We start from the raw sequence: 26,802 nt of genomic DNA on the forward strand, positions 1-26,802 counted from the left end.
TCGGTGTGCTGCGGCGGCGTTGGCGCTGTTATGGCAAATTTGAACTATCGGCTGTCTTGCGGGGCCGTGGAAATTAACACTCTGGTAAACCTCTTTCGCAATCATAGCACGCGAACAGTCAGGTAATACTTTGTGTCAGATTCAATGCGGCTTTCCCAATCCGACGATATTGAAAAGACGCCGCGTGGTGCGGCGGACTGGGTTGGCCCCGTGCCCTCTATTGATCGCATAATGAGCCTGATGCCGGGATTTGTATATGTTTTCAATCACCTGACTTACGCGAATGACTATACGAACCAGTCCGTCGGTGAGCACTTGGGCTATTCCTCCGAAGAAATACGCGACTTCGGCGCGCAAATGTTGAGCGAGGTTATCCATCCCGACGATCATCCTCTGCTTGGCGCACACATGGGGCGGATAGCCCGGCTTGCGGACGGCCGCAGTGTTGCGCTGGAATATCGGGTGATGACCAAATCAGGCGAGCAGCGCTGGCTAAGCTCGGTTGATACAGTGTTTGATCGCTGCGCTGACGGTCGCGTCCTGCGACACATTGGCTGCGCAAGCGACATCACCGAACAAAAGCAGGCGGAACTTGGCCTTGCGGAACTGAACGCGCAGCTTGAAGAAAAAGTCGCCGCGCGTACCCAAGACCTCGCTGATCTGAACGCCACGCTTGAGGATAACATTCGTGCACGCACTGCCCAGTTGCAGGATGCTGTGGACGAGTTGGAGCAACTTACCTACATCGCGACACATGATTTGAAGGTTCCGGTAAACAATCTGAACAGGTTGGGCGTGATGCTGAAGGCTGGTGCGCACACACTTTCTGCACAACAAGAAGAACAGATTCAATGGGTTAGTGAGTGTGCGGAGCAGCTGAGTGCTAAGATTCAGGGGCTGGTACTGGTAGCGCAAATCAGGCTGGGCGAAGGACCGCCACCGGACGCGCTGAACCTGCATCAGATTGTCTTCGATGCAATTGACAAAATTCACCTGATTCAGGGGCAGGCGGCACTGTCGGTTTGTCTTGATGTGCCAGAAAACCTGACCGTGCAGTTTGACCGATTCGAGCTTGATACAATTCTGGGATCTCTACTCGATAATGCGATCAAATACGCAGACTCGTCGCGCCCGTTGCGGGTAACCATTTGCGGGAGTCACAAAGCAAATCAGGTCCGGCTGTCGGTTGCAGATAATGGTACAGGACTGAACGCAGGAAACGCGCACAACCCCCATGATGCTGCAAAAGCATTTGGACTATTCCAGCGCGCCCATAAAACACCAGCCGGAAACGGAATTTCGCTCTATTGCGCGCGCGGTATGCTTGCCCGACGCGGCGGCAGCTTGGGGGTAGAAGGGACGCGTGGCCAAGGTGCCAGATTTACAATTTCATTTGCGCCTGAGGAGGATCAAAAATGAAACCGTTGAAACGTATATTGCTGGTAGATGATGATACTGTAACGAATATGATGCATCGCCGTGTGATCGAACGCTCCGGTCGTGTTCGCGCAATTGATGTGGCTACGGACGGGCAAGAGGCGCTGGATATCTTGCATGCAGATCTGGCTGCAGGGCGTCCTCTGCCTGAACTCATATTTTTGGATATCAATATGCCTGGGATGGGCGGGTTTGAATTTCTGGAGCATTACGCAAAGCTGCAGATCAATAGCGACGCGCAACTTATCATCGTGATGCTGTCAACCTCCTTGCTGGAGGCTGACCACCGGCGTGCCGAGGCTGATCCGAACGTACACTGCTTTTGCGATAAACCCCTGCGTCTGGAAAAGTTGCTCGAATTGGTAGAGGAATTTCAGAAGCGGGATGATGGCCACCGCTCAGTTGCATGAGGCGTCCTTCTATTGCGGGTGGGGGGCCTCTCCGAAAATTCCGGCAAAGCTTTGCAGCAGCGCGGTATCGGCATCCTCCATTGTAACTGGCAAGCCCAGATCAACCAGACTGGTTACGCCGAATTCCGATATACCACACGGCACGATGCCTTCGAAATGCGACAGGTCAGGCTCGACGTTCAGGGATATGCCGTGAAAGCTGACCCATTTTCGCAGGCGAATTCCGATTGCGGCGATTTTGTCTTCGGCCGGCTGGCCTGTGATCGTCGGGGGCTTTTCCGGTCGGGTAACCCATACACCGACACGGCCTTCGCGAATATCGGCGGTAATATTGAATTGCGCTAAGCTGGCAATCACCCAAGCTTCTAGTTGCTGCACAAACTGACGCACGTCGCGTCCACGTGCGCCGACATCCAGCAACACATAGGCCACCCGCTGTCCCGGGCCGTGATAAGTATATTGTCCGCCCCTTTTGGTTGGAAAGACATCAAACCTCTCCGGCTCCCTTAGATCGTTCGGCTTTGCGGACGTGCCGGCAGTGTATAGCGGCGGATGTTCTACCAGCCAGATACATTCCGGCGCGGATCCGTCCAGAATAGCGGCCACACGGGCCTCCATCCATGCTTCAGCTTCCCGAAAGCCGGTCAGTCCGGATGAGGTAATCCATTCAATCATACGATCTGTCTAATTGGGTTCTGCAATCTTAACCAGCGGATGTTTGCGAGCGCTCTGCAAGAATTTTTTCCAACATTTGCGCATAGCCCTGCACACCTTGCGCCCCGCTCAGCAGATATTTGCCTTCAAATACCATCGCCGGAACACTGGATATACCATGTCCGGTCCAGAATTTTTGACGCTCTCGGGTCTGTTGGGCATGGGTTTCTTGTTGCAGAACTTCGCGCGCTTCATCTGCATCAAGACCAACGCTGACGGCAATATCAACAAGTGTATCATGCTGGGAAACGTCACGCTTTTGAGTGAAATGCGCGTCAAAAAGTGCAAGTTTCAGAGGGTGTTGCAGATTCTTGCTCTGCGCCCAGTCAAGCAGTTGATGGGCAGCAAAAGTATTGACGATACGGCTGTCTTCTTCAAAGCGGAAATCAATACCCAGATCCGCACCCAAATTCTTCATTTGCGCTCGGTTCTGCGCGCTCTGTTCTGGCGTGGCACCGTATTTTTCCGTGATGTGTTCGCCCAAATTTTGCCCTTCAGGCGGCATAGCGGGGTTCAGTTCAAAGGGGTGCCACCTGATATATGCTCCTGCGCCTGTTGTGCCGAGCGCCTGTTCCAGTTGACGAAAGCCTATAATACACCACGGGCACATGACATCCGATACGATATCAATCTGGATCGGCGCGAATTGGTCTGAATCTGCCATGAAGTTTGCTCCTACGTCCTTGCGTTAAAATTAAAATCGGGTTTCTGGCGTCGTTTTACAAGGCAAACGGCCACACCCATAAGAACGTCAACGGGAATCTGGACCGATCGAAGCATTATTCAGCCTCTCGTGCTGCAATTTGTCTCTTGAGGTATTCCGCAACCCGCGCTATTGCACCTCCACCATCCATGGCGTGCGGTCGTGGCGGAATGGTAGACGCGCAGCGTTGAGGTCGCTGTGGGGTAACACCCGTGAGAGTTCGAGTCTCTCCGACCGCACCATATATACCCCTGAGATTTCAGATTTTTCTGATATACCATGGCGATGACGTCTTCCCCGAGACACATTTCGGGACACTTCGGGGACATAAGCAACAGCCGTGATGATCAGACACAACCACATTGACGAGCTATCTGGAGGTCCGTAACGATTCCGCCGCCTCTATCCCAAGGCGGTCGCAAAGGCGCTAGGAATTTTTTTGTTCAGGTGCCGATGACCGCGCGCGAAAGTGCTGTTCTGGTCGTTGATTTCGGAAAAATTTTTAGAAAGTCGCAAGACGGCATCGGGCGGGGTTTTCTCAGAGGGCGTTGACGAGAGGTTCTTGCAGATGATCTGCACCGTTGAAGAGCAGACCGTATGCTTTTCAGAGCCGTCGCTGCGCCATAATCGGAAGAACCATCAGTGAGCCTTCTAGACGGTAAAGAGATGTAGGTTAGGGCGGCCATGAATTTTGCGAAAGGGCTCGATCAAAGAAACCGTTTAGCTGGGCTGTCGGCCATAGAGCGCGCGTTAGGGCCGTGGACAAACGTCCGCTGGTGGTTCAAGAGGGAGCGCTCGCGCACGCGCAGGAACCACATGCTGCAAGCGGTTGTCTCCAGCATCAGTGCGCCGGGAAATGGACATGATATCAGCTATGACGAAGCGGGCGATCACTGGATTTGACGCGAGAGGGCAGGTGATAAATCAAATTAAAGGCTTGTCAGTCGACGCTGTAGGTAAAGTGCCGCAGACGGAGCGGGAACGGCGCGACCTTTTGCCCGCGTCGGTTTTATCTGAAATGCGTAAACGATCAAATGAGAAGGTTAAGGCCCCCTGAACTTGGTCTGATATGGCGCGTACTTGAAAGAACGGGGTGTCGCGGCCTGGTGTGCCTCAGCGCCACGAAAACCGCATCTTAGGCCATGCAATGGGCGGACTTGGTGTTTGGCGGAAACAGTGGTGCAGAGGCGCGATTGAAGACGGTATACGAGGCAATGGAGAGGGCACTCGGAGGGACGCCTTGAGGGGTTTCGGATGGATTTTAGGCGAATTTCCCGATTGAGTGTATTTCCCGGTCGAATTGACAACTTGCGCGGTCCCAAATGCTGGCTGGACTGCGTGTCTAACAAGGCTTTCGTGTCATCATTGCCGGTACATTGACAGAATGTCTGATCCGCCAATAAAAAATCGCGAGAGGATCAGTTAAAGCACCTTAACTCGGGATTAACCAAGCAAATCAAACAGATCACTTGCTCCTGCAAACTGGATGTTGATCTGATCTTGACCGCTGCCATCTACAAGCGCCCAGATGATCTGGCCTGTCGGTTGATAAACCACAAACGCTTCTTCGACGGCATCATCGCCTGAACGCTCTCCGTTCGCAGCCTCTGTGTGGGCGGTGCGGACCACAAACTGGTCTACGGTTGCATCAGGATTGCCGAACAAAAGGACGTCACCCTCTGCCGTGTCAAAATCCTGCAACCAGTCGGACCCATGGCCTTGGGTGCCGTTGTGAAAGAATTTGTCAGCGCCTGCGCCTCCGTTCACGAGGTCATACCCGAAGCCACCATTCAGGAAGTCATCACCGTCACCGCCGAAGATCATATCCGCCAAAGCGCCACCGTTGATTGTGTCGTTTCCATTCTGTCCATGCAGTTCATCCGCGCCAAAGCCGCCTGCAATCTGGTCATCACCGTCCATGCCGAACACCAGATCGTTCCCGTACCCTGCAAACACGGTATCGTCACCAGCACCGGCATAGATGACATCGCGCAAGTCAGCGGGACCGCCACCGCCATAAATAAGATTGTCACCGTCACCCCCGTTAAGGGTGTCAGCGCCGTTGCCGCCGTTCAGCGTGTCGTCACCATCCCGCGCAAGAAGGCGGTCATTTCCGGCCAAGCCATTAAGAACATCGCCGCCATCCATGCCTGTCAAAACGTCATCACCGTCCGTGCCCTCGAAGGTCAGTGTGTACTGAATGGTTTGAAGGGTTACTTCGGCTCCTTTAAGCGACGCGATCAGCCGTTGGTTGCCAAGATATGCCATGTTATCTGTAGAAGCGAGAGGGCGAAGCTCTTGTTCTTCGCTGAAATCAATTCCACCCTTTGCTGTAATATTTCCAGCGCTATCCACAAGAACGCCAGAATAGCCCCAGAAAGTTTCATCTAAAAATAGCGCGCCGGTTTCGGTCGTAAATGCGTGTTGTTCTTCCCAAAACGTGATGTAGAAGGTGTCTTCGGTTTCAGTGATGTATGTGCCATCCGCATCATAACGGCGAATTTTGCCATCAAAGCCCCAAAGCAGTAACCCGTCGTCAGTCAGGCGTGTCACCCGAGGTACATCGCCTTGGATATGGTCGTCGTCGTTCAACTGCTCGTCGACGAGTAAATTACCCACGACAGAACCGTCGGAATCGACTATCTGTACCCGAGTATGTGTTGCGACTTCACCAAAAGGAAGCTGCAACTCCTCGTCCCAGCTAACAGCGTATTGCCCGTGACCGATGGATTCGACCAATAGGTCAGTTATTGGAGCGCTGTTATTTTCTACGTTCGTTGACCTAAGCGGCTTCGGTTCTCCCAATGTTTGCCCATTTTCATCATAGACTTGAACGAAGATGGTATATTGGCTTGCGGACTCGGTATGAGTGGTTGCTTCAACATAGACACGAACAAAAGTCCCGTCGGCGTTCGTCGCGACCTTAGCAGGCTCTCGGGAACTTGCTGCTCCGCCAATGTTGGCAGACATAGTGAAATCTGTCTCGACAATCGGGCCTGCGATGCCTTCGGAATCGTATGACCTCGTTTGATTTTCAGACCAGAGAACCTGAAAGCCACCGTTCTCTTTCGCCCAGACTTGCGGCGAACTATGTGTTTCACCATCAATACTATCATCCATCCCTGAACTAATCAGAAACTGCTCTCCAATTTTATTTCCCCCGACAGCCGTGCGCTGTCCGTAGATTTCCTGATGCGACCCCTCTTCATTGAAAGATCGCCACACGACGATCAGGTCACCATTCGAGAGGATCGCAAATGAACTTTGATCCTGTGGACCAGTCTCGAAGGTGTTGACTTGAATGGGGTCACCGATCTTATTAAAGGCGAAAGATGTTGTCGTCATGTCCGTGTTTATTTCTCGTTAGGCTTGCGTTTTTTGTTAAATCGCCACCGCACCTTTGCGGGCAACTTGGGCTAACCGTTAGAAGGTTAGATCGAAAACATCGCCGCCTATTTGTAGGTTGATCATGTCTTGTTCGGCTCCATCTACCAAGGCCCACAATATCTGCCCTGTTGGTTTGAATGTGATAAACGCCTCAGCCGCGGTGGCAGCACCTGCGTTTTGGGTCACAGCGGTGGTCAGGTGGAACTGGTCCGCAGTGACATCATTCCTTCCAAACACCAGTAGATCACCTTGCGCAGCGCTATAGTCTTGAATCCAGTCAGAGCCGTGGCCCAAAACGCCCAGATGAAAGAAGCTGTCAGCGCCTGTGCCACCATTCACACGATCGGCACCAAAGCCGCCGTTGATAAAGTCATCACCCGCATTGCCAAACAGGAAGTCACCGAACGCCGAACCGGTCAATAGATCATCACCGGCGTTACCGATCAGTGTATCGGAGCCGAACCCGCCCGCGATAGTGTCATTCCCCTGACCACCGTATACCTTATCATTGCCGTAGCCTGCATTGATGTCGTCATGTCCAGCGCCGCCTATAATCACATCGCGCAGATCATCTGCAGATGCACCTCCGATGATCGTATCATCGCCGTCACCTCCGTTTAGAATGTCAGCTCCGTCGCGTCCGTTGAGTAGATCATCGCCCGTTCCACCGATTATCCGGTCATCACCGTGAGAACCAATCAGAATATCATCACCGGCAAACCCTTCTAGCCGTCCCGCTTCGTCAAGCTTGCCAATATCCGCTAGCTGCGTGAAACTGCTGGGCGCGTATGTCGCGCGATCGTCTGCCGTACCCAATCCGAATGTTGCCGTATCATCTGTCGGATCTGCATCAAAACCGCCATGTGAAACAGCAGCTGTGATCTCTCCGTATTCATGGGCATCCGGTATCAACAGTGTGATATCAAAGCTGACGCTTTGCCCCACAGCCAGCTCCGCAATTGCAACACTTCCCACCCCCTCATCAAACAAGGCCGTTCGGCTGTTGGGAGTAAACTCGACCACATCCGCCTCGGGTATGGTCAGATCAACAACGATGTCTTTTGCTGAAGCGGTCCCGTCGTTTGTGACGTTGATGGTGTAGTTATGCTGCGCTGTCCGGCTGTTATAACCTTCCAATATGTCGACGGCGACATTGGCATATCCAGCAACATCAACGGCTGTCCCGAATGTCGTGACAGGAGCGATATTGTCGCCGCGCGCCACCGCATACAGGTAGTACGTTCCGGGGGCGAAAGCGGTCAGATCAATCTCCTGTGAAATCTCCTGCCCCGTTACCTCGATTGGGGTTTCAGTGATCAATTGACCGTTTTTATTGTCGGTGTCCGTATCGATATAAAATTCGACTGTTGCGTCCGCATCAGGGCTTTGTACGATGACAGATGCAACCGCCGATGCCGTTTCGTCGGCAATAACTGTTGTCCAATCCAAAAATTCGGGCAATTTGATGCCGTTGCTTGCTTCATAGGTCACCTCGCCGTAATCCGCATCGCCAGCAACTTCGATATCCCAAATGCCCGACGCAGGTGTTGCCACGGCAACCGAACGGCTAAAGCCGGATGACAGATCCTCAACGATCTCAATATCGTCCCGTAATTCAATGTCAGCCTCGGTTAAACGATCGCCGTCTGGCGTGATAACAATCAGCGCGCCGCTTTCTGTTTCGTTTTCCCAATCGGCCGTCATAATGGCCCATTCCATTGTCGGCTCCAGCTGCCAGCTGCCAATCAGCGGAATCTCATCTTTACCAATCCAGCTGAACTCATAGGCACCGTTGATTTCAAAACCGTAAGCGGCTTCGGTGTTGAACACGTCGAACTTCGTCCAGATTTTCAGGTGATCGTTTCGGGGGAGCATGTCAGAAATGATCTGAAGCTCAAGACCTGCTGCAAACAGCTCTTTACCGCCGATTACGGCTAATGATTTCGGGGCCACAAATCGGCCTTCACCATTCACAAGAAACTTTGATGCGCCATTATTCGCCGTCGAGAACTCCATCGAACCCGCGCCTTGAAAGGTTTCGTAGAGGCTTTTGAACTCTACTTCAAACTTGGTCGTCCCGTCGTCTTTGTGCGTTCCACTTCCTTCGACTTCAAACAGCTTGGTGTCCAGAAATGCGTCCAGATCCAGCCCCAACCGTTTTTCGACCATCTCTGCGGCATCGCTAAGAACATTTGCGCTCTTTGAGAACCAGTCCTTTGCCTTGGATTCCGCCTTGATCGACAGCTTGGTTTCTTCCTTGGTGTTCTCGACTCCTATGGATGCTGTGACAAATTTGGTGGCGGGAGAACCCCAATATCCACCCACTTCGCCTTCGACGACCAAGCCGTCTTTGGTAGAACCGTCGATATCATCAACCCCCAGAGAACCCGAGTTGAAATAAAGGCCTGTCGGCCCAAGCGGTACATCCAGATTGTCAAAGCCGATTTTCAGCTTGTCCAATGCAAAGGGTGACCATTCAAATCCGACCTCGGTTGAAAGGGTGCTTTTCAGAAACGGTATGCGGACCTCTGTACTGCCTACAAAAACATCGTTCCAGGTATCAATCTCGGCTGTGAACTCGCGCAGGCCCAGACTGTCCTGGGCGCTGATTGTGGAACCGTACTTGGGATTGAAGCGATAGCTCCCTTCCATCGAAATATCATAATCTCGCTCGCCGTCACCATCCACATCACCGATGCGGATATAGCGGCCGCCGGGCTCGAACAGGTTGCTGAACACGGATCCCGGTCCGGCCAGATCAACCTCGAATACATGCCGGCCACTGCCAAATTCAACCTTCGCTTCGCCAGACAGGAACAGGCTGTTGTAATATTCCGAATAGCTCATCGAAAGCTGGTCCAGATCAATGGACACGTTGCGCCCGCCGAACGGAAGTGTGAATGTCTTTTTGGTCAGGTCGATCGAAGACGAGCCGAGATTTGCAATGCCAAAAGACACGCCGGATTGGTCAAATGTACCCGTTATCCCCTTGTCACCAAATCCGAAATTCTGGTTGGCATCCACCAGCATATTGCCCAGCGATTTGACGGCATTTGTTTGCAGCCGGATTTCAGCAACTGCAAAATCATCAACCAATGCAGGCTGAAACATCTTTGCAGAGGTTGATTTTTCGGTCAGCTTTGTTGTTTCCAGCGTGCCAAGATCCAGATCAAAATCACCCGCGAACAATGCATCTTCGGTGCCCGAGACCTCGGCGTAGACGTCAGCGTATTTAACGTGAAGTCCCGAACTATCTATGGTGATTTCATCGGCATTTTCAATGCGTAAAAGGCGTTCTACGCCATTGGCGTGGCCTAGATACACAGGGCCGCTAGCGGGGGCGAGCGTGTATGTTTCAACGCCATCAACCATCGATACAGCCCACGTGCCTTGGGTCGTGATCAGCAGATCCCCTGTCTCTGGTAAGGGAGGTAAAATTTCCCAAAAAATACCAGTGCCCACGCTGTTTCCGTTGTTATCATCAACAGAGAACGATGCGGCATATGTGCCAACTTCTTCGGTAATACTGCCGGTGATCCGCCCTGATTGCGGGTCGACCGACAGACCGCCAGGCAAGTCAAAGTTAAAGCTGAGTGCGTCACCGTCGGGGTCAATATACAAATCTGACAGCGCCAGATCGATTTTCGTTCCCTGCGGTGTAGCAAAATCTGATCCGCCGCCAAACATCCCACCCGTGGATTTCCCGTAACGGCCATCATACACCCATTCAGGTGCTTGGTTGTCGGGGTCAAAGCGGCCAATGGACTGGCCGCCGCCTGTACCGCCACCCCCGACATCTCCACCTCCTCCTACGCCGGGTCCCGCCACGCCGCCAGGTCCGCTCGCGGCCGGATCACCGACCGTAGCGCCACCAATCACTTCAACACCCGATTCTTCGTCGCCCTCACCGATCTGGCCGCCGGTGCTTATACCCGCGCCCCCTCCGATGCCGTCAGGGTAAATCGGATCAGCATCAAAAGGAGGGGGCATAGAGAATAACCTTACGTGTTAAGAAAATGATCAAGTTGATGAGAACGTATTCAATAAAAATCCATCAACGCAATCTTCCATCCCGCTGCATTTGAACAACATTAATATAGTTACCCAAACGCAACCATCTGCCCTTGGCCTATGGTTCGCGATCCTGTTGCGATAGGAATTGTGAGTAGTTGCGACATGCGTTTCAACATAGCACCACATCTGTTGAACGCGCGGGGCTACGTTCAACACCGGCCCGATTGTCGGGATCGCCTGATAGAACGGCCATACCGATATTTCCGTAGGGTGATACCTTGGAAATGTGCGATATAATCCTGCTGACACGTATGGATTTCGCGGCTCAGCAGCTCATCCGGTACAGGAATATTGTTTTCATCGTTCAGATTAAATCTGCGCAAATCAAGGTTGGAGAAGCCAATCAGGTTGACCGTGTCATCAACGTTTGGGGTTTGGGTATGTCACCGACCTTGGGTGAATTCATCAATCACACACCCAGTCCCGACAAGCCTGTAATAAAAGCTGTGACTGGCTGCGGCCACAATTTTGCTGTCGTCAACCATAGGTAAATCAGCGTAATGGCATCGCTGCGTTTGATTGCCCCGCATAGGGTATCCATCACAGTTGCATCAGGTACAAAATACGGTGTCGAATTGTTAACCTCTGATCGGGCATTCGCAAGCAAGGTCGAAAAATGCTGCGATGTCGCGCAATGCCGGCCGGATGGCCATGGCGGGACAAACCGCTCCGGTTTGCTTGACAACACTACATCACATCGTCCTTTAATTTAGCATTCAAAAAGAGAACAAAGTGTGAACATATAGGGGTGTGTATGATAAACGATTCTACATACGGGCAGGTCTTGCACTTGCCAAAGCGCAAGGCGCTTGCACTGCCGGACATGGATGTTCTGGCATCAAAACCTGTTTTGAGCGATGTTTTTACCACTGGAGCAACCGATCCGGCTGCGGTCGGGTTTGTGTTGTCGTTGCTACCTGTGGCGTCGGGGCCGGTTCTGTGGGTGCAGGATTACATGTCGCGGCGCGAAAACGGGCATCTCTATACCCCCGCCCTGAAATCTTTTGGTGTTGCGCAAGACATCTTGCAGGTCAGGGTCAGCCATCCGCGCGATGTTCTCTGGGCGATGGAGGAGGGCGCGGGCTGTGCCAGTCTTTCCGCGGTCATCGGCGAAATCCACGGCGGGCCAGCGGTGCTGGATTTTACGGCAACCAAACGGCTTTCCATGCGCGCACAGGTGAGTGGCGTGCCTGTCTATCTGATCCGCAGCGGCGATCCTGGCGGGTTAAGTGCGGCGCGGATGCGCTGGCGTGCGGGGTCTTTGCCGTCTTTGGCACATCCATACGACAGCCACTCTCCGGGGCGGCCACAATGGGATGTAAACCTTTTTCGCGCGCGCGGCTATCCGCCGGGGCGCTGGGTGGCACGGTATGACCCTGACGCGGCCCGAACAGCAGATCGTCTCGGTCTGGTTCCCCGATCTGGCGATGGAGCGCTGGATACGGGTGATCAGCCAGTATCGAACCGTACCGCCACATGATGCGGCAATTATATTGTCCCGTGACGGCCCGCACGGTCCTGTTGTTCACAGTCTGAACAAAACCGCACAGCAGCGCGGGATCAGTGCAGACAGCAGGGTGGTGGATGTGCAGGCGATCTATCCCGATCTGCATGTGGAAGCTGCCGATATCGACGGGGATCATGCGCTGGTGCGGCGGCTTGTGCATTGGGCGCGGCGGTGGTGCCCCTGGACTGCGCAGGATGTGGACAACGGGCTTGTACTGGATGTGACGGGCTGCGCGCATCTGTTTGGTGGCAAGGCTGCATTGCTGCGCGACATATGCCAGCGGTTCGCCATGCAGGGGCTGACGGCGCGGGTGGCGATGGCCCCGACACGTGGCGCGGCGCAGGCACTGGCGCGCTATGCTCCGGCGCACACCGTTTGCACCACACAAGACCTTGCCGGACGGCTGGCGCCTTTGCCGGTTGTCGCCCTGCGGCTGGATATGCAGACTGCGCGCCTGCTGGACCGTCTGGGCCTGAAAACCATCGGCGCTTTGGCGGGGGTTCCCCGTGCTGCGATGATGCGGCGGTTTGCCAATATGAAAGCAGATCAGAACCCCCTGATCCTGATGGACAGGGCGCTGGGCAAAACAGCCGATCCGCTGAACGCGCCGCCGGATCACCAAACCTTTATGGCGCGCACACGGTTGCCCGAACCGGTGATTGATCCTGTGCCGCATCTAAAAAGCCTTGCGGATGATCTGTGCGAAACACTTGCCGCATCCGAGCAGGGCGCACGGCAGTTGCGCTTTACGATCTACCGGATTGACGGCGAGTACCGCACAGTAGGGTTTGCCACCGCCCGCGCCAGCCGTGATCCCGCGCATATCCTGCGCTTGTTCGACCGCAAGCTTGATAAAATCGATCCCGGTTTCGGGTTTGACCTTCTGACGCTTGAGGCGACAAGAACCGAACCCCTGTCAAGGGTGCAGGAACGGCTTGACGGCAAGCGCGATGCCAGTGCGGATATTGCCGGATTGCTGGACCGGCTGACAGCACGGCTGGGGCCGGATAAAATCACATGGTCCACATGGACGCAAAGCCACAAACCCGAACGTATAGAGGGGCGTATGCCTGCACTGCAAGGCGCGCCATCGCCCGCGCCCGCATTGATGCGTGAACGCCCCCTGCGCATACTGGACCCGGCCGAAGAGGTGCGCGTGATCTATGCTGTTCCCGAAGGCCCGCCTTCGCAATTTCGCTGGCGGCGTCTGGTTTATAAATCCGTTCGCCACACAGGGCCGGAACGGATTGCACCTGAATGGTGGACAGACCGCCCCGGTACGCGCCTGCGCGACTATTACAAGGTCGAGGTGCAGGACGGACGGCGGTTCTGGTTGTACCGCGAAGGTGTTGTCCATGACGGGCGCGGGGGGGAGCCGCGCTGGTTTTTGCACGGGTTCTTTGCCTGATGCCGTTACAGGAAGGGCATAAACGCCGCACGCTGGGCGAAGACGGTGGGTTCCGCTGGCATGATCCCTGTGCCTATGTGGAATTCGGGCTCGCCAGTTGTTTCTCGTTTCTGCGCGCGGCGTCGGATGCATGTGATTTGACGGCAACCGCAAACAGGCTGGGCTATGACCGGATCGGAATTGCCGATCATAATACGCTTGCAGGGGTGGTGCGTGTCCACACCGAAGCGGCCAAGGCCTGTGTACATCCGTTGATCGGTGCGCGACTGGTGCTGATGTGCGGCACACAGCTGCTTGCCTACCCCCAAGACCGTGACGCCTATGCGCGCCTGTCGATGTTACTCTCCAAGGGCAAGATGCAAACCGCCGAAGGCAAATGGCAGGACAAGGGTGAAACCCACCTGACACTTGAAATGCTGTCGGCTTATGCCGCAGGGCTGCACCTGATTGTTATGCCGCCGGATAATCTGGATGTGTTTGCTGCGGGGCTGCCGCGTCTGGTGAAAGCCTTGCCGCAGATGCGCTATATCGGGGCGACGTTTCTGTATCGCGGCGATGACAGGGCACGGATCAACCGGCTGGATGCGCTTGCCCACGCGCACGGGCTGGCCATTTTCGCAACCAACGACGTGCTGTATCACGCGCCGGAACGCCGCCCGTTGCAGGACGTTATGGTTGCCATTCGCAAAGGTGTCACTGTTTCTGCCGCGGGGTTTCTGCTGCACGCCAATGCCGAACGGCATCTCAAATCCCCTGACGAGATGTGCCGCCTGTTTGCCGACTGGCCACACGCCATTGCCGCCACACGGGCCCTGGCGGACAGGATCGAATTCAGCCTGAGCGATTTGAAATACGAATATCCCCATGAAATTGTGCCCGATGGCACAACTCCCATGCAGGAACTTGCCCGCCTGACGTGGGAGGGGGCAAGGGGGCGGTATCCTGATGGTGTGCCCGATCATGTGGTGCAAACCATCCACAAGGAATTCGCCCTGATCGAAAGCAAGAAAATCGCGCGGTATTTCCTGACCATTCACGATATTGTCCGCTTTGCGCGCGAAGAGGCTAGGCCACCGATCCTGTGTCAGGGGCGCGGTTCTGCGGCGAACTCGGCTGTGTGTTTCTGCCTTGGCATCACGTCGGTTGATCCCAACGAACACAATCTTCTATTTGAACGCTTCCTGAGCGAGGAACGTGACGAGCCGCCCGACATTGATGTGGATTTCGAGCATGAGCGGCGCGAGGAAGTCATCCAGTACATGTACCGCAAATACGGTCGCCACCGCGCGGGCCTGTGCGCAACTGTCATTCATTACCGCCCGCGCTCGGCCATTCGCGAGGTGGGCAAGGCAATGGGGCTGTCAGAGGACATAACCTCGAAACTTGCCGGGACCATGTGGGGCAGTTTTGAAGGCCAGATAGATGATGCACGTGCAAAAGAGGCGGGGCTGGATCTGACCGCCCCTTATCTGCGCATGGTGTTGACGCTGACGAAACAGATGATCGGTATGCCGCGCCATCTGTCACAGCATGTCGGCGGCTTCATCTTGACGGAGCGGCCCCTGAGCGAAATAGTCCCGATAGGAAACGGCGCCATGCCCGAGCGCAGTTTCATCGAATGGGACAAGGATGACATTGACGCATTGCAGATTTTCAAGGTCGATGTGCTGGCGCTTGGTATGCTGACCTGCATTGCCAAATGTTTTGATCTGCTGGAGGCGCATTACGACCGGCGGCTGGAACTGGCAACAGTTCCGGTTGAAGATCACGAAGACGATGCAACAGGGCGCCCGACCTATGATATGCTGTGTAAGGGTGACAGTCTGGGCGTGTTTCAGGTGGAAAGCCGCGCGCAGATGGCGATGTTGCCCAAACTGCGGCCGCGCGTGTTCTATGATCTGGTGATCGAAGTTGCCATTGTACGCCCCGGACCCATTCAGGGCGATATGGTGCATCCCTATCTTCGCCGCAGGCAGGGACTGGAAAGTGTGGTCTATCCCGCGCCGGGGCCGGCGCACCCCCAAGACGAGCTTTTCAAAATTCTGGGCCGTACCTTGGGGGTTCCGATCTTTCAGGAACAGGCGATGAAAATCGCCATGGATGCCGCCAAATTCACACCCGCACAGTCAAATGAATTGCGCAAGGCGATGGCGACATTCCGCTCGCGTGGCACCATCGAAAAACTGCAATCGCAGATGGTCGGCAATATGATAAAGCGGGGCTATGATCCGGTATTTGCGCAGCGCTGTTTTGACCAGATCAAAGGGTTCGGTGAATACGGCTTTCCCGAAAGCCACGCGGCCAGTTTCGCCAAGCTTGTTTATGTTTCAAGCTGGATGAAGTGCCATTATCCGGCGGCCTTTGCCTGTGCCTTGCTCAATTCCCAGCCGATGGGGTTTTATGCCCCCGCCCAGATCGTACGCGATGCGCGCGATCACGGTGTCGAAATCCGCAATGTCGATGTGAATTACTCCGATTGGGATTGCACGCTGGAGCCCTGTGCAAAGGGGTTTGCCCTGCGGCTGGGGATGCGTTTGGTGGGGGGGCTGCAAAAATCTGCAGGTCTGTCCGTGATGGCGCACCGCACAACACCCTATGATAATGTCGATGATCTGAAATCACGTGCGATGCTGGATGCGAAGGCGGTGAAAAACCTTGCGGCCGCGGACACGATGCGCAGCATGGGCTTCGATCGTAGACAGGCGCTTTGGCAGACGCAGGCGTTGAAAGACGCGCCTGCCTTGCCGATTTTCGATCATGCAAACACCACATCTTACGGGGCAGAGCCACAGGTCAGCCTGCCTGCAATGCCCAAGGCCGAACATGTTGTCGCTGATTATCAGACCTTGCGGTTGTCGCTCAAGGCGCACCCGATGGGTTTTTACCGCAACAGCCTGCGCGCACAGGGGTTTGCCGCTGCCGGTGATCTGGCCCGCATGGGGCACGGGCAGCGCGTATCACTTGCCGGACTGGTGTTGGTGCGGCAAAAACCGGGCAGTGCCAAAGGCGTGTGCTTTATCACGTTGGAGGATGAAACAGGCGTCGCCAACCTTGTGATCTGGCCCAAGATGTTCAAATCCTATCGTCCGGTCATCATGTCCGCGCGTCTGATGGTGGTGCATGGGCAGGTGCAGACCGATGGCCGTGTGATTCATATTGTTGCAAATGATATACAAGACCGCAGCGACAGGCTTACAGGGCTTTCAGACACGCGCCTGCCTGCAATCACCACGCGCGGCGATCACCCGACACATCCGCTTCCTTCTCAGGTCGGGGGGCATGGCCACCCGCGCAATGTGCGCATCATTCCCAAGTCACGCGATTTTCATTGAAGATGGCCCGATCCGCGAACTGCCTGCGCGGGCAGGTCAACGCGCAATCGGCCCAGCCGCCAACGCACCGGGGGAAAAACTGTCGATGTGAGGAAGAGGTGCTGAAAGCTGCAAAGCAGCATCTGTGACAGCCAGTGGCGCGACTTGCAGCCGGTTATCCTGAAAGCAAATGACGGGTATGACGCCAGACGCCGAATGCATCTGCAACAACCAGTGCGAACGCGCCTGCAGGCGCGTCTGCGGGTGGCAGGTTTTCAACCCACTCGACCGCATCGGTCAAATCGCGGGTATGGTGAAACCCGATATGATCACCGCCGTCATACAGGGCGTAGATCGTTACTGTGTCAAAATCCGGTTCAGTGTCAGGGGGCCATGTCATCCGGGTTCTCCGCTCGCTAATTCTTCAAACAGAAGCAAGACTTACCAGCGAAATTTGGCGTTTCAAGATGTCGGAGTTACCTTCCGCGGCGGAAATCGTGGCGCTTTGTAATTGCGGTTCAAGATCCCCTTGCACGAACGCGCGGTTCCTGTAGATCAAACGTTGTTTGTAAAACGCGCGTCTGCCGCGATCAGGGCCGGCCGGTTGTTTGTCTCGGCAATGCCGTACCCCGCTGCACGTTTGTAGGTTGCAGCATGTTCGGCCATTTCCTCATGCGGGATGACATCTTCGATCCTGTCAAACTGACCACCGCTGCGCTGCTCGATAATATCCAGAATTTTATCCGGCCCTGCGGTGCGGTTCATCAGGATGATCTTTGAGGTCACCGGCAGCATTTCACCCTCATAGGCATGAAGTGCCGCTTCGCCCAGACCGTGATCCAGAAAGGCCGAGACCAGTTTGCGTGCATCGGTAATACCCGCACCCGCACCGTTGGAACCGACAGGATAGGCCGCGTGCGCCGCATCCCCCATCAATGTGGCGCGCCCCACGGTCCAACTGTCCAGAGGGTCACGGTCAACCATCGGGTATTCGAAAATCTCGTCGGCATCGCGGATCAGGGCAGGGGCATCGATCCAGTCAAAGCGGATCCCCTCGAAGGCATGCAGGAAATCGTCTGTATTGGCGGCGCGGCTGTAGTCTTCCTTGCGGAAGGTTTGGGCGGGATCGAATTGCAGATTGCAAATCCAGTTGATTGTCGCCAGCCCTGTGTCTGGATCGGGTTGCGAGATGGGATAGCTGACAAACCGCAACCCGTCATGGCCGATCAGCACCATCGATGCACCACTCAGGAACGGTTTGGCCTGTGTTGTTCCGCGCCACAACATCGCACCGCCCCATTGCGGATCATCCTCATGGGGTTGCATCTGGCGGCGGATTGCCGAATGGATGCCGTCGGCCCCCACAAGGATCGCACCCTTTGCGGTTTGCGTGCGCCCGTTGCGGTCCTCCAGCAACAGCGTCACGTGATCGCCGTGATTTTCAAAACCCGTGGCACGCAGCCCCGTTTTCACGGCATGCGGACCGGCACGGCGGATCACTTCGTCATATAGCAGCATGTGAAGGCGTCCGCGATGCACCGAGTATGATGGCCAGTGATATCCTGCATCAAGACCGCGCGGCTCTGTCCAGACATGCAATCCTTTCTTAGTGTAAAGTCCGTAGTCCTTGAGCCGGATACCCACCTCGTCCAGCCGCTCCGCAAGGCCCATATCAAACAGCTCGCGCACGGCGGAGGGCTGCAAATTGATGCCCACCCCCAAAGGCCGCAAAGCCGCGGTGGATTCAAATACCTGAAAAGGGATGCCAACCTGATGACAACTCAGCGCGAGAGCCAGACCGGAAATCCCGCCACCTGCAATCAATACTGTCATCCATGCCTCCTGAAATGGTGTAATGTAGCGGCAGAGTACCTGCCCGTCGCGGCCTTCGCGGATTAACCGCCATGTTTGTGGATCAATGCACGGGCCTGATCGATCAATGCCTGACCGTCGATCCCTTTTTCCCCCATATCTGCCTTCCAGCGCTCAATCACCGGCTGCGCGGCCTGTTTCCACCGCGCGACCTCGGCATCGTCCAAGGTGATGATATTGTTTCCCGCATCTTGTGCGATCGCAAGACCGGGGGCATCGGCTTCTTCCATACGCGCTGCAGCAATCTCGGTCAGGGCCATACCAGTGGATGCATCCAGAATGGCGCGCAGATCATCGGGCAGGCTGTCGTATCTGGCTTTGTTCATCACCATGACAATCGCCGCAGTGTATAGCGCTTCCTCGCCCGAAAAAACCGTATGGTTGGTGACCAGTTCCGACAGGCGAATGGACGGTGTCACTTCCCACGGGATCACGGTTGCATCAATTGCCTTTCTTGATAGCGCTTCGGGGATCGAAGGTAGGGGCATGCCCACGGGGGAGGCGCCCAATTCGTTCAGCAAATCAACAATGACCCGCGTTGGTCCGCGTACCTTCAGGCCTGCCATATCCTCTAGCGTGTTCACAGGTGTGGCAGAGTGGATTACGCCCGGCCCGTGGACCCAAGCCGCCAACACTTTCACATCCTTGAATTCGTCGACCTGCAAATCGTTCTCGATCATTTCCATAAACGCTTTCGACGTTGCAACAGACCCGACCATCATAAACGGCAGTTCGAAAACCTCGCTTTTCGGAAAACGACCGGGCGTGTAGCCGACAAGGGTCATGGTGATATCAGCAACCCCTTCAACCGCTTGATCCATCAATCCTGTCGGACGGCCACCCAAGGCCATAGCGTCAAAGTGCTCGATCTTGATGCGTCCTCCTGAAGCGTCTTCCAACGCACTGCCCCATGGTTTGAGAACCTCTGAAGGGACAGTAGCAGGGGCAGGCAGAAACTGATGCAAGCGCAGCGTGATATTCTGCGCAAAGACGGCTGATGACGATATTGAAAAGAGTAAAGCCGCCGAAGCCATACCGCCAAGCAGAGTACGTTTACGCATTGAGCTGTTTCCCGATGGTTTCGCAACAAGGCGACTATGCAAACGCTGTCTCAAGCTTGTCAATTCTGGATAAGTTCAATGCTGCAGTTAAACAGCAATGAGGAAAACGCCGCCGCGAGGGTGGAAAACCGAAATTGGGTGTTCAAATTCGGCGGGAAACCGCCGATCAGGCGGCTGTGTTGTAACCGAACTGTCGCTTGATACATCATGGAACAAAGCCGTTTGCGCCTGCGTTATAATATAATGTAGATATATTTGAAAAATAGGTGTCAACGTCGTCGGCTGAAGAGTGCGCAGGAAAGCGGACCTCGGTGCATCGGCACGAGTTTGAGGGTTTGAGCGTGGAATTTACAGCTCCGAAAGTACGGCGCATTGCCGCGACTGCAATATTTTGTCTCGCTGCTGTTAGTGGACATGCGGCAGAAGTCGCAATCAACACCTCGGCCGATGAAGATCTGAAAGATGCGCTGCGCGGTGGATCGTTGTTGATCGAACAGACCATGCTTGAAGAAAATCCGCCAACCACGGCAGAAATTCTTGCAGCGGCGCAGGCTGATTATAAACGTCTGCTGGCAGTGCTTTATGATAACGGTCATTTCGGCGGCGCGATTGCAATTATGGTGGATGGCCGCGAGGCCGCGTCGATACCGCCAGTGCAGCCACCAAACAGCATTTCACGCGTCCAGATCAATGTCGATCCTGGGCCGAAATTCCGCTTTGGCCGCACCCGCATTGCACCACTGGCGCCCGAAACTGAAATCCCCGAAGGATTTGCCGAAGGGCAGACCGCCAGTCTCGGTGTGTTGAAAAATACTGTCAGTGCCGGAATTGATGGATGGCGCGCGCAGGGCCATGCTAAAGCGGCCCTTACCGCCCAAGATCTGACCGCAGATCACCCCGCGCGGCGTATCCACGCGCAAATGAAGCTTGATCCGGGGCCGCGCCTGCGGTTCGGGCCTTTGGTGATCTCCGGTGAAAGTGACGTGCGCCGCCAGCGCATAATCGACATCGCGGGACTACCAGAGGGCAAAGTATTCTCGTCTGAGGAAATCCGCCTTTCAACCGAGCGGCTGCGCCGCACAGGGGCGTTTAGCGCGGTTGCGCTGACCGAAGGAGAAGAGATCGGTCCGAATGACACCTTGCCGATAAACGCCCAGATCACCGATGCCCCCAAGCGCCGGCTTGGGTATGGCGCCGAATTGTCAACGTTGGAAGGGCTGACGCTAAGTGCCTTCTGGTTGCACCGTAACCTTTTGGGCGGGGCAGAGCGGTTGCGCTTTGACGCGAAGGTAAGCGGGATCGGCGGTAATTCGGGGGGGACGGATTACAGGCTCGGCGTGCGTTTCGAGCGGCCCGCTACCTTCAACGAAGATACCGATTTCTACGCACTCGCGTTGCTGGAACAGCTAGACGAAGTGTCTTATTTTTCACAGCAATTCGATCTGGAGGCAGGGATCAAGCGGATTGCCTCGCCCGAGCGGACCTATACACTGGGCCTTGGTTTGCGTACGGCCAAAACGCGTGACGCATTTGGCGAAAACAAATACACGCTGTTAACCTTGCCGCTCAGCGCGGAATTCGACTACCGCGACAATCGCTTAAATGCGCGTGACGGCTTCTATTTCAAAGCAAATGCGATGCCGTTCGTGGCTGTTTCGGGTTCCGATAACGGCATCCGCACCTTTGTTGATGCGCGCGGCTACAAAACCTTCGGTGAAGCACGTCCTGTTACATTTGCGCTGCGCGGGCAGTTCGGCTCTGTCTATGGCCCCGATCTATCAAAAGCACCTGCCGACTACCTGTTTTATTCAGGGGGCGGTGGCACGGTGCGCGGTCAGGAGTATCAATCCCTTGGTGTGCCTGTGGGCACTGACACAACTGGCGGGCGCAGCTTTGTCGGCCTGTCTGCCGAATTGCGTGTAGGTGTGACAGACAGCATCGGCATCGTCGGTTTTGCCGATGCAGGATATGTGGGTGAGGAAGAATTCTACGATGGCTCCGGTACTTGGCATTCCGGTGCGGGCCTCGGACTGCGATACAACACTGCAATCGGTCCTGTGCGGCTTGATGTGGCGGTGCCTACATCAGGGCCGGACACAGACGAGGATTTCCAAGTTTACATCGGTATAGGGCAGTCTTTCTAATGCGTATGATCCGTTTTTTCCTGATGGTGCTGGCGCTGCTGGTTGCCGTGCCTGCCATCGCGCAGGAAGAAGAAGATAAAGGCTTTCTGACCCGTAAAATTCAGGATTTGCTGAGTGGTGCCGGCCGTGAGGTGAGTATTTCGGGGTTTAGGGGCGCGCTGAGTTCTGCCGCTTCGTTTGACCGGATGACAATATCCGACGCTGAAGGCATCTGGCTGACGCTTGAGGATGTGGTGCTGGATTGGAACCGCTCGGCGCTTCTGCGCGGACGACTTGAGGTTGAGGAACTGAGCGCCGCGCGTATCGACATCCCCCGCCTGCCAAAAAGCGAAGAAACGACATTACCCGACGCGGAAGCTAAGCCTTTCACCCTGCCCAAGCTGCCCGATCTGCCTGTAGCGGTGAACATCGACGCAGTGAACATTGCGCAGGTCACCCTGGGCGAGCCTGTGGTGGGTCAAAGCGTGCAATTGCAGATGAACGCGCAGGCAACCCTGAACGATGACGGTCTGGATATGGTGGTGAACGCCAGCCGGACCGATGGCAAACGCGGCGTTTTCGACATCACGGCAAAGCTGGAGCGGGGCGATGATGTGATTGACGCGCTGCTTAAACTAAGCGAGCAGGAAGACGGTATCGCTGCAAACCTTCTCAATATCCCCGACAAGCCATCGGTCGACCTGACTGTAAACACGACAGGCACACTGGATGACATGGTGACCGATCTGTTGATCGACACGGACGGAGAGGAACGGCTGGCCGGAGAGATTACCCTGATCACCCAAGGCAACCCGGCCGATCCCGATCGCCGCATCGTGGCAGATATCGGCGGCGATATCACAGCTGTAATCCTGCCCGAATATCGAGACTTTTTCGGCCCTCAGGTCAGTCTGACCGCCGATGCTCTGATCGAAGCAAGCGGTGCAGTGGCGGTTGACGCTTTCACCCTCAAGGCAGCAGCGGCGGATCTCACGGGGCAGGTGCGCCTGTCGGATGAAAAATGGCCGGCCCTGATTGATGTGCAGGGCACGGTCGCGCGTGCAGACGGTGCGCCGGTGCTGTTGCCCGGCGGTGGTGGCACAACCACCGTGCAGCGCATTGTCCTGAACGTCGATTATGATGTCCAGAAGGGTGAGGCCTACGAGGCGGTTTTTGATATTTCGGGACTGGAGACAGAAGCAGCCAGCGTCGCACAGACGACGGTTCGCGCGTCCGGTACGTTGACTGGCGCATCGGGCAATATCGGACAGTTGCTTGGTACGGTCGAGTTCGCAGCGCAAGGCGTGGCGCTGATGGATGCGGCGCTGTCAGAAGCGCTGGGCCAACAGATTAGCGGTACGACCGAAATCAACTATCTGACAGACCAGCCCTTCCGGATCAGTAATCTTGATCTGCAAGGCACCGATTACACCCTGAAAGGCGATGTTGCGATAGATGGGCTGGCGAGTGGCTTCCAGACCACGCTTGACGCGAAGCTGACGGCGAGCGATCTGAGCCGTTTTTCTGCGCTTGCAGGGCGTGAACTGGACGGCGCGACCTCGCTGGCGCTTAAAGGGTCAGTGACACCGCTTAGCGGTGAGTTCGACATGCAGGCAAACGGCACCGCCGATGATATAAAGACAGGTATCGCACAGGCTGACGCGCTGCTTGCAGGGCGTACCGATCTCAATGTTGCTGCCATTCGCAACCAGAACGGCATCTTTCTGCGTGAACTTGAACTGAACAATCCTGCAATGCGTCTCACGGGTTCCGCAGAGCTTGCATCGTCTTCCAGCCGCGTGGACGGTGAGGTGGTACTACGCGATATCGCCACCGTGCTGCCGCAGTACTCGGGCGCGGTGACACTGAAAGGGAACGCCGTCCAAAACGATATCGGCTGGCGTGTCGATGTCGATGCAGACGGGCCTTACGAGACATCCTTTGCGCTTGACGGATTGGCAACTGGACCGGACGCCGCGCTGGAATTTGCGGCCCGCGTTCCGGAGCTTTCCAAATTCGCTGAAGGGGTCGAGGGGCCGCTGAACGCGGAAGGCACCGTGCGTCAGACGCCGCAAGGCTGGCTGCTGCAGACCGATGCGGACGGACCATATGACGTAACCGCGCGGGTAAACGGCCTTGTCACCCCTTCGGTTGATATCGGTTTTGAACTTGCGCTGCCGGAACTGTCTGCGGTTGCGCCACAGGTCACCGGCCCGTTGCGCGCAACGGGGCGCTTACGCCAGACCGATAGCGGTTTCCGGATCGAAACAGAGGCCTCCGGCCCCTATAGCGCCGATGTGTCGGTGACAGGCGCGCTGACCCCTGCGGTGGACGTGCAATTTGATCTGTCGGTGCCGAACGTGCAGCCGTTGGTGCCACAAGTGAACGGACCTTTGCGCGCCACAGGCCAGTTACGTCAGATGGACGAAGGATTTTTTGTCGATGTGTCGGCCAGTGGTCCTTATGGTGCGCGCGCGCTGGTTGAAGGGTTGGCCACAGGGCCGGATATGTCGCTCGATTATGACGTACGCGTGCCCAATGTCGCTCCGCTGGCCCCTGGAATAAACGGCCCGTTGGCAGCAAAGGGCAACTTGCGCCAGACGCCGCGCGGCATATCTGTCAGCACAGATGCTACGGGTCCGTATCGCAGCCGGGCCACAGTGCGCGGTGTTGTAACGGGCCCCGATGCAGCGGTGACATTTAATTTTGCCATGCCTGACATTGGGGCGATTGTGCCAAAGCTGAACGGCCAGTTGATTGTGAACGGCAACGCCGGAAAGACCCTGCAAGGTTGGGACATTGATACCTCCATGCGCGGCCCTGCAGGCACGCAAGCCACGGTTGCGGGACTGGTGGGCAACGATGGTCGTCTGAACATGGAAATTGAGGGCAACGCGCCTTTGGGTCTTGCAGCGCCATTTATCGCGCCGCGCAGTCTGCAAGGGCAGACACGATTTGATTTGCGCCTTGACGGGCCTGCAGGACTCGATGCGCTTAGCGGCACTATCCAGACTTCCGGTGCGACCCTGACAGCGCCAAACCTGCGCACAGGGCTGGAAGGGATCAACGCCGATATCCGTCTGGCTAACAACCGCGCAACACTTGATATCACGGCCAGCCCGTCAGGCGGCGGGCGTCTGGCGATCAATGGCGGCATCGGTCTGACCGGCGCGCTTCCAGCGGATGTGAACATCGCGCTGGAGCAGGTTGTGCTGGTGGACCCCCGCCTGTACCGCACTTCCCTCAGCGGTGGTTTGCGCCTGTCCGGCCCCCTGACGGGCGGCGCAGGTATCAGTGGCAACATCACGATAGGTGAAACCAACATCACGGTGCCCTCTACCGGATTGACCAGCATCGGTGATATCCCGGTGATCGACCATATCGGCGCGCCTGCCGACAACGTGGCAACCCGCCGCCGCGCCGGTCTGCTCGAGGAAGGCGGCGCCAGCGATCCGGTTGAACGGGGGGCATCCACCCAAGGATTTGGCCTGAACATTTCTGTCAACGCGCCGGGACGTATATTTGTGCGCGGCCGCGGGCTTGATGCGGAACTGGGTGGCAGCTTGCAAATTACCGGTGACACCAACAACATTATCTCCGCCGGCCGTTTTGAACTGGCACGCGGGCGGTTGGATATTCTGGGTAAACGGTTCAATCTCGAAGAAGGCAGCGCAGAGTTTCAGGGCGATCTGATCCCCTACATCCGTTTTGTATCAACCACGTCCACGCAGGCCGGTACAGCCAGCGTAATCGTAGAGGGCCCAGCAGACGCACCCGAAGTCACTTTTGAAAGCAACCCTGCAGGACCGCAAGACGAAGTCCTCGCGCAGCTATTATTCGGGCGCAACCTATCCGAAATCTCGGCGTTTCAGGCGCTGCAACTTGCCAATGCCGTAGCAGTGCTTGCAGGGCGTGGCGGCAACGGAATGATGGGCAATCTGCGGGATCGTTTCGGCTTGGATGATCTGGATGTTACCACGACCGACAGCGGTGAAACCGCGTTGCGCGTTGGCAAATATCTGACCGATAACGTTTACACGGATGTCACCGCTGCCTCTGACGGGACGGGCGAAGTTTCCCTCAACATCGACATCACGCCAAACCTTAAAGGCAAGGCAACGCTTGGTTCGGACGGGGATTCCTCTATCGGGGTGTTTTTCGAAAAAGACTACTGAGAACCCGTCAGGTGCCAGCCCTTGTGGCTGACATCTGAGCGTCAATCGTCTGGCGTGAAGCGCCCGAAGGATCCGCGCTTGAACAATAGTCCGTCGCTTTCTTCGGGCTGGATAGCAGCCGACGTGATCTGCCCCAGAATGATCGAATGATCGCCAGCGGCATGCACGGCATAAGTATCGCAGTGAAAGGTCGCCAGACAGCCATGCAGGGTCGGCGCGCCGTTCGGACCTGTCTCCCAAGGATAGGGCGAGAAATCGTGCCCCTGTCTGGCGAAATGTTTTGCAACATCCATCTGCTGCGCGCTGAGTACGTGAATGCAGAACGCGACGCCTTGCGTAAAACTATCATGGCGTTTGGATGCGCGTGCGGCTGACCAGAGCACAAGTGGCGGATCAAGCGAGACCGACGAGAAAGAATTTGCCGTCATCCCCAACGGCCCTTGCGGTGTTTGCGCCGTGATCAAGGCCACGCCAGTGCCGAATTGCCCTAACGCGCGGCGCAGGTCAGTGGTGCTGGCGGGATCCGGCACAAAGCTATGCATGTTGTTCTCCATAATCGGCAGCGGTGCCACGAGGCGCGCGGTTTGTCCAGTGTGCAGCGTGACCGCGATTGGACATGT

17 protein-coding genes and 1 tRNA gene are annotated in these 26,802 nt (G+C 55.9%); 10 read left to right on the plus strand and 8 right to left on the minus strand.

The window, feature by feature from the left end:
- Positions 1–132 precede the first annotated feature (132 nt).
- Together OS189_RS01175 and OS189_RS01180 are read left to right on the plus strand one after the other, a co-directional pair.
- Positions 133–1,419 (plus strand): PAS domain-containing sensor histidine kinase, encoded by a 1,287-nt coding sequence (locus OS189_RS01175; protein WP_267165446.1) that lies wholly within the window; start codon positions 133–135, stop codon positions 1,417–1,419.
- Complete coding sequence (locus OS189_RS01180; RefSeq protein ID WP_267165447.1) at positions 1,416–1,847, plus strand: response regulator; 432 nt, start codon at positions 1,416–1,418, stop codon at positions 1,845–1,847. The genes OS189_RS01175 and OS189_RS01180 overlap by 4 nt, the downstream gene beginning before the upstream one ends.
- A gap of 9 nt (positions 1,848–1,856) precedes the next feature.
- Here OS189_RS01180 and lipB read toward each other — a convergent pair whose 3' ends face one another.
- Positions 1,857–2,522 (minus strand): lipoyl(octanoyl) transferase LipB, encoded by a 666-nt coding sequence (lipB, locus tag OS189_RS01185; protein ID WP_267165448.1) that lies wholly within the window; start codon positions 2,520–2,522, stop codon positions 1,857–1,859.
- Positions 2,523–2,550: 28 nt separating this feature from the next.
- Positions 2,551–3,225: a DsbA family oxidoreductase gene (locus tag OS189_RS01190; protein ID WP_267165450.1), complete on the minus strand. Its 675-nt coding sequence runs from the start codon at positions 3,223–3,225 to the stop codon at positions 2,551–2,553.
- A 195-nt stretch (positions 3,226–3,420) separates the two neighbouring features.
- On the opposite strand from OS189_RS01190, the gene OS189_RS01195 reads away from it, so the two are divergent.
- Positions 3,421–3,506: transfer RNA gene (locus OS189_RS01195), tRNA-Leu, on the plus strand.
- A gap of 442 nt (positions 3,507–3,948) precedes the next feature.
- On the plus strand, positions 3,949–4,167 hold the full coding sequence (locus OS189_RS01200; RefSeq protein WP_267165451.1) for a hypothetical protein: 219 nt from the start codon (positions 3,949–3,951) through the stop codon (positions 4,165–4,167).
- Between the two features lie 540 nt (positions 4,168–4,707).
- On the opposite strand, the gene OS189_RS01205 is transcribed toward OS189_RS01200, so the two are convergent.
- On the minus strand, positions 4,708–6,609 hold the full coding sequence (locus tag OS189_RS01205; RefSeq protein WP_267165452.1) for a calcium-binding protein: 1,902 nt from the start codon (positions 6,607–6,609) through the stop codon (positions 4,708–4,710).
- 78 nt (positions 6,610–6,687) lie between these two features.
- A complete protein-coding gene (locus tag OS189_RS01210; protein WP_267165453.1) occupies positions 6,688–10,641 on the minus strand; it encodes a calcium-binding protein in 3,954 nt (1,317 codons plus the stop codon).
- Positions 10,642–10,976: 335 nt separating this feature from the next.
- On the opposite strand from OS189_RS01210, the gene OS189_RS01215 reads away from it, so the two are divergent.
- The 4 genes from OS189_RS01215 to OS189_RS01230 all read left to right on the plus strand — a co-directional run bounded on the left by OS189_RS01215 (position 10,977) and on the right by OS189_RS01230 (position 16,972).
- On the plus strand, positions 10,977–11,216 hold the full coding sequence (locus OS189_RS01215) for a hypothetical protein (protein WP_267165454.1): 240 nt from the start codon (positions 10,977–10,979) through the stop codon (positions 11,214–11,216).
- 263 nt (positions 11,217–11,479) lie between these two features.
- Positions 11,480–12,205, plus strand: coding sequence for an ImuA family protein (locus OS189_RS18750; RefSeq protein ID WP_267165455.1), 726 nt, complete (start codon positions 11,480–11,482; stop codon positions 12,203–12,205).
- Entirely contained in the window at positions 12,096–13,640 is a 1,545-nt protein-coding gene (locus OS189_RS01225) for a Y-family DNA polymerase (protein WP_267165456.1), read from the plus strand. Before OS189_RS18750 ends, OS189_RS01225 begins: the two co-directional genes overlap by 110 nt.
- A complete protein-coding gene (locus OS189_RS01230; protein WP_267165457.1) occupies positions 13,640–16,972 on the plus strand; it encodes an error-prone DNA polymerase in 3,333 nt (1,110 codons plus the stop codon). The genes OS189_RS01225 and OS189_RS01230 overlap by 1 nt, the downstream gene beginning before the upstream one ends.
- A gap of 154 nt (positions 16,973–17,126) precedes the next feature.
- Here the strand turns inward: OS189_RS01230 and OS189_RS01235 are convergent, their stop codons facing one another.
- The 3 genes from OS189_RS01235 to OS189_RS01245 all read right to left on the minus strand — a co-directional run bounded on the left by OS189_RS01235 (position 17,127) and on the right by OS189_RS01245 (position 19,884).
- Entirely contained in the window at positions 17,127–17,351 is a 225-nt protein-coding gene (locus OS189_RS01235; RefSeq protein WP_267165458.1) for a hypothetical protein, read from the minus strand.
- Between the two features lie 155 nt (positions 17,352–17,506).
- Positions 17,507–18,784, minus strand: coding sequence for a flavin-dependent oxidoreductase (locus OS189_RS01240; RefSeq protein ID WP_267165459.1), 1,278 nt, complete (start codon positions 18,782–18,784; stop codon positions 17,507–17,509).
- 62 nt (positions 18,785–18,846) lie between these two features.
- The gene (locus OS189_RS01245) at positions 18,847–19,884 is read right to left on the minus strand and encodes a TRAP transporter substrate-binding protein (RefSeq protein WP_267165460.1); all 1,038 of its coding nucleotides are present in this window, start codon (positions 19,882–19,884) and stop codon (positions 18,847–18,849) included.
- Positions 19,885–20,225: 341 nt separating this feature from the next.
- On the opposite strand from OS189_RS01245, the gene OS189_RS01250 reads away from it, so the two are divergent.
- Together OS189_RS01250 and OS189_RS01255 are read left to right on the plus strand one after the other, a co-directional pair.
- Entirely contained in the window at positions 20,226–22,028 is a 1,803-nt protein-coding gene (locus tag OS189_RS01250) for an autotransporter assembly complex protein TamA (RefSeq protein ID WP_267165461.1), read from the plus strand.
- Positions 22,028–26,182 (plus strand): translocation/assembly module TamB domain-containing protein, encoded by a 4,155-nt coding sequence (locus tag OS189_RS01255; RefSeq protein ID WP_267165462.1) that lies wholly within the window; start codon positions 22,028–22,030, stop codon positions 26,180–26,182. Before OS189_RS01250 ends, OS189_RS01255 begins: the two co-directional genes overlap by 1 nt.
- Positions 26,183–26,223: 41 nt before the next feature.
- Here OS189_RS01255 and OS189_RS01260 read toward each other — a convergent pair whose 3' ends face one another.
- Positions 26,224–26,754: a flavin reductase family protein gene (locus OS189_RS01260; protein ID WP_323380209.1), complete on the minus strand. Its 531-nt coding sequence runs from the start codon at positions 26,752–26,754 to the stop codon at positions 26,224–26,226.
- Positions 26,755–26,802: the final 48 nt, after the last annotated feature.

It is taken from the genome of Sulfitobacter sp. F26169L, from assembly GCF_026410285.1.
Classification (GTDB): domain Bacteria; phylum Pseudomonadota; class Alphaproteobacteria; order Rhodobacterales; family Rhodobacteraceae; genus Sulfitobacter.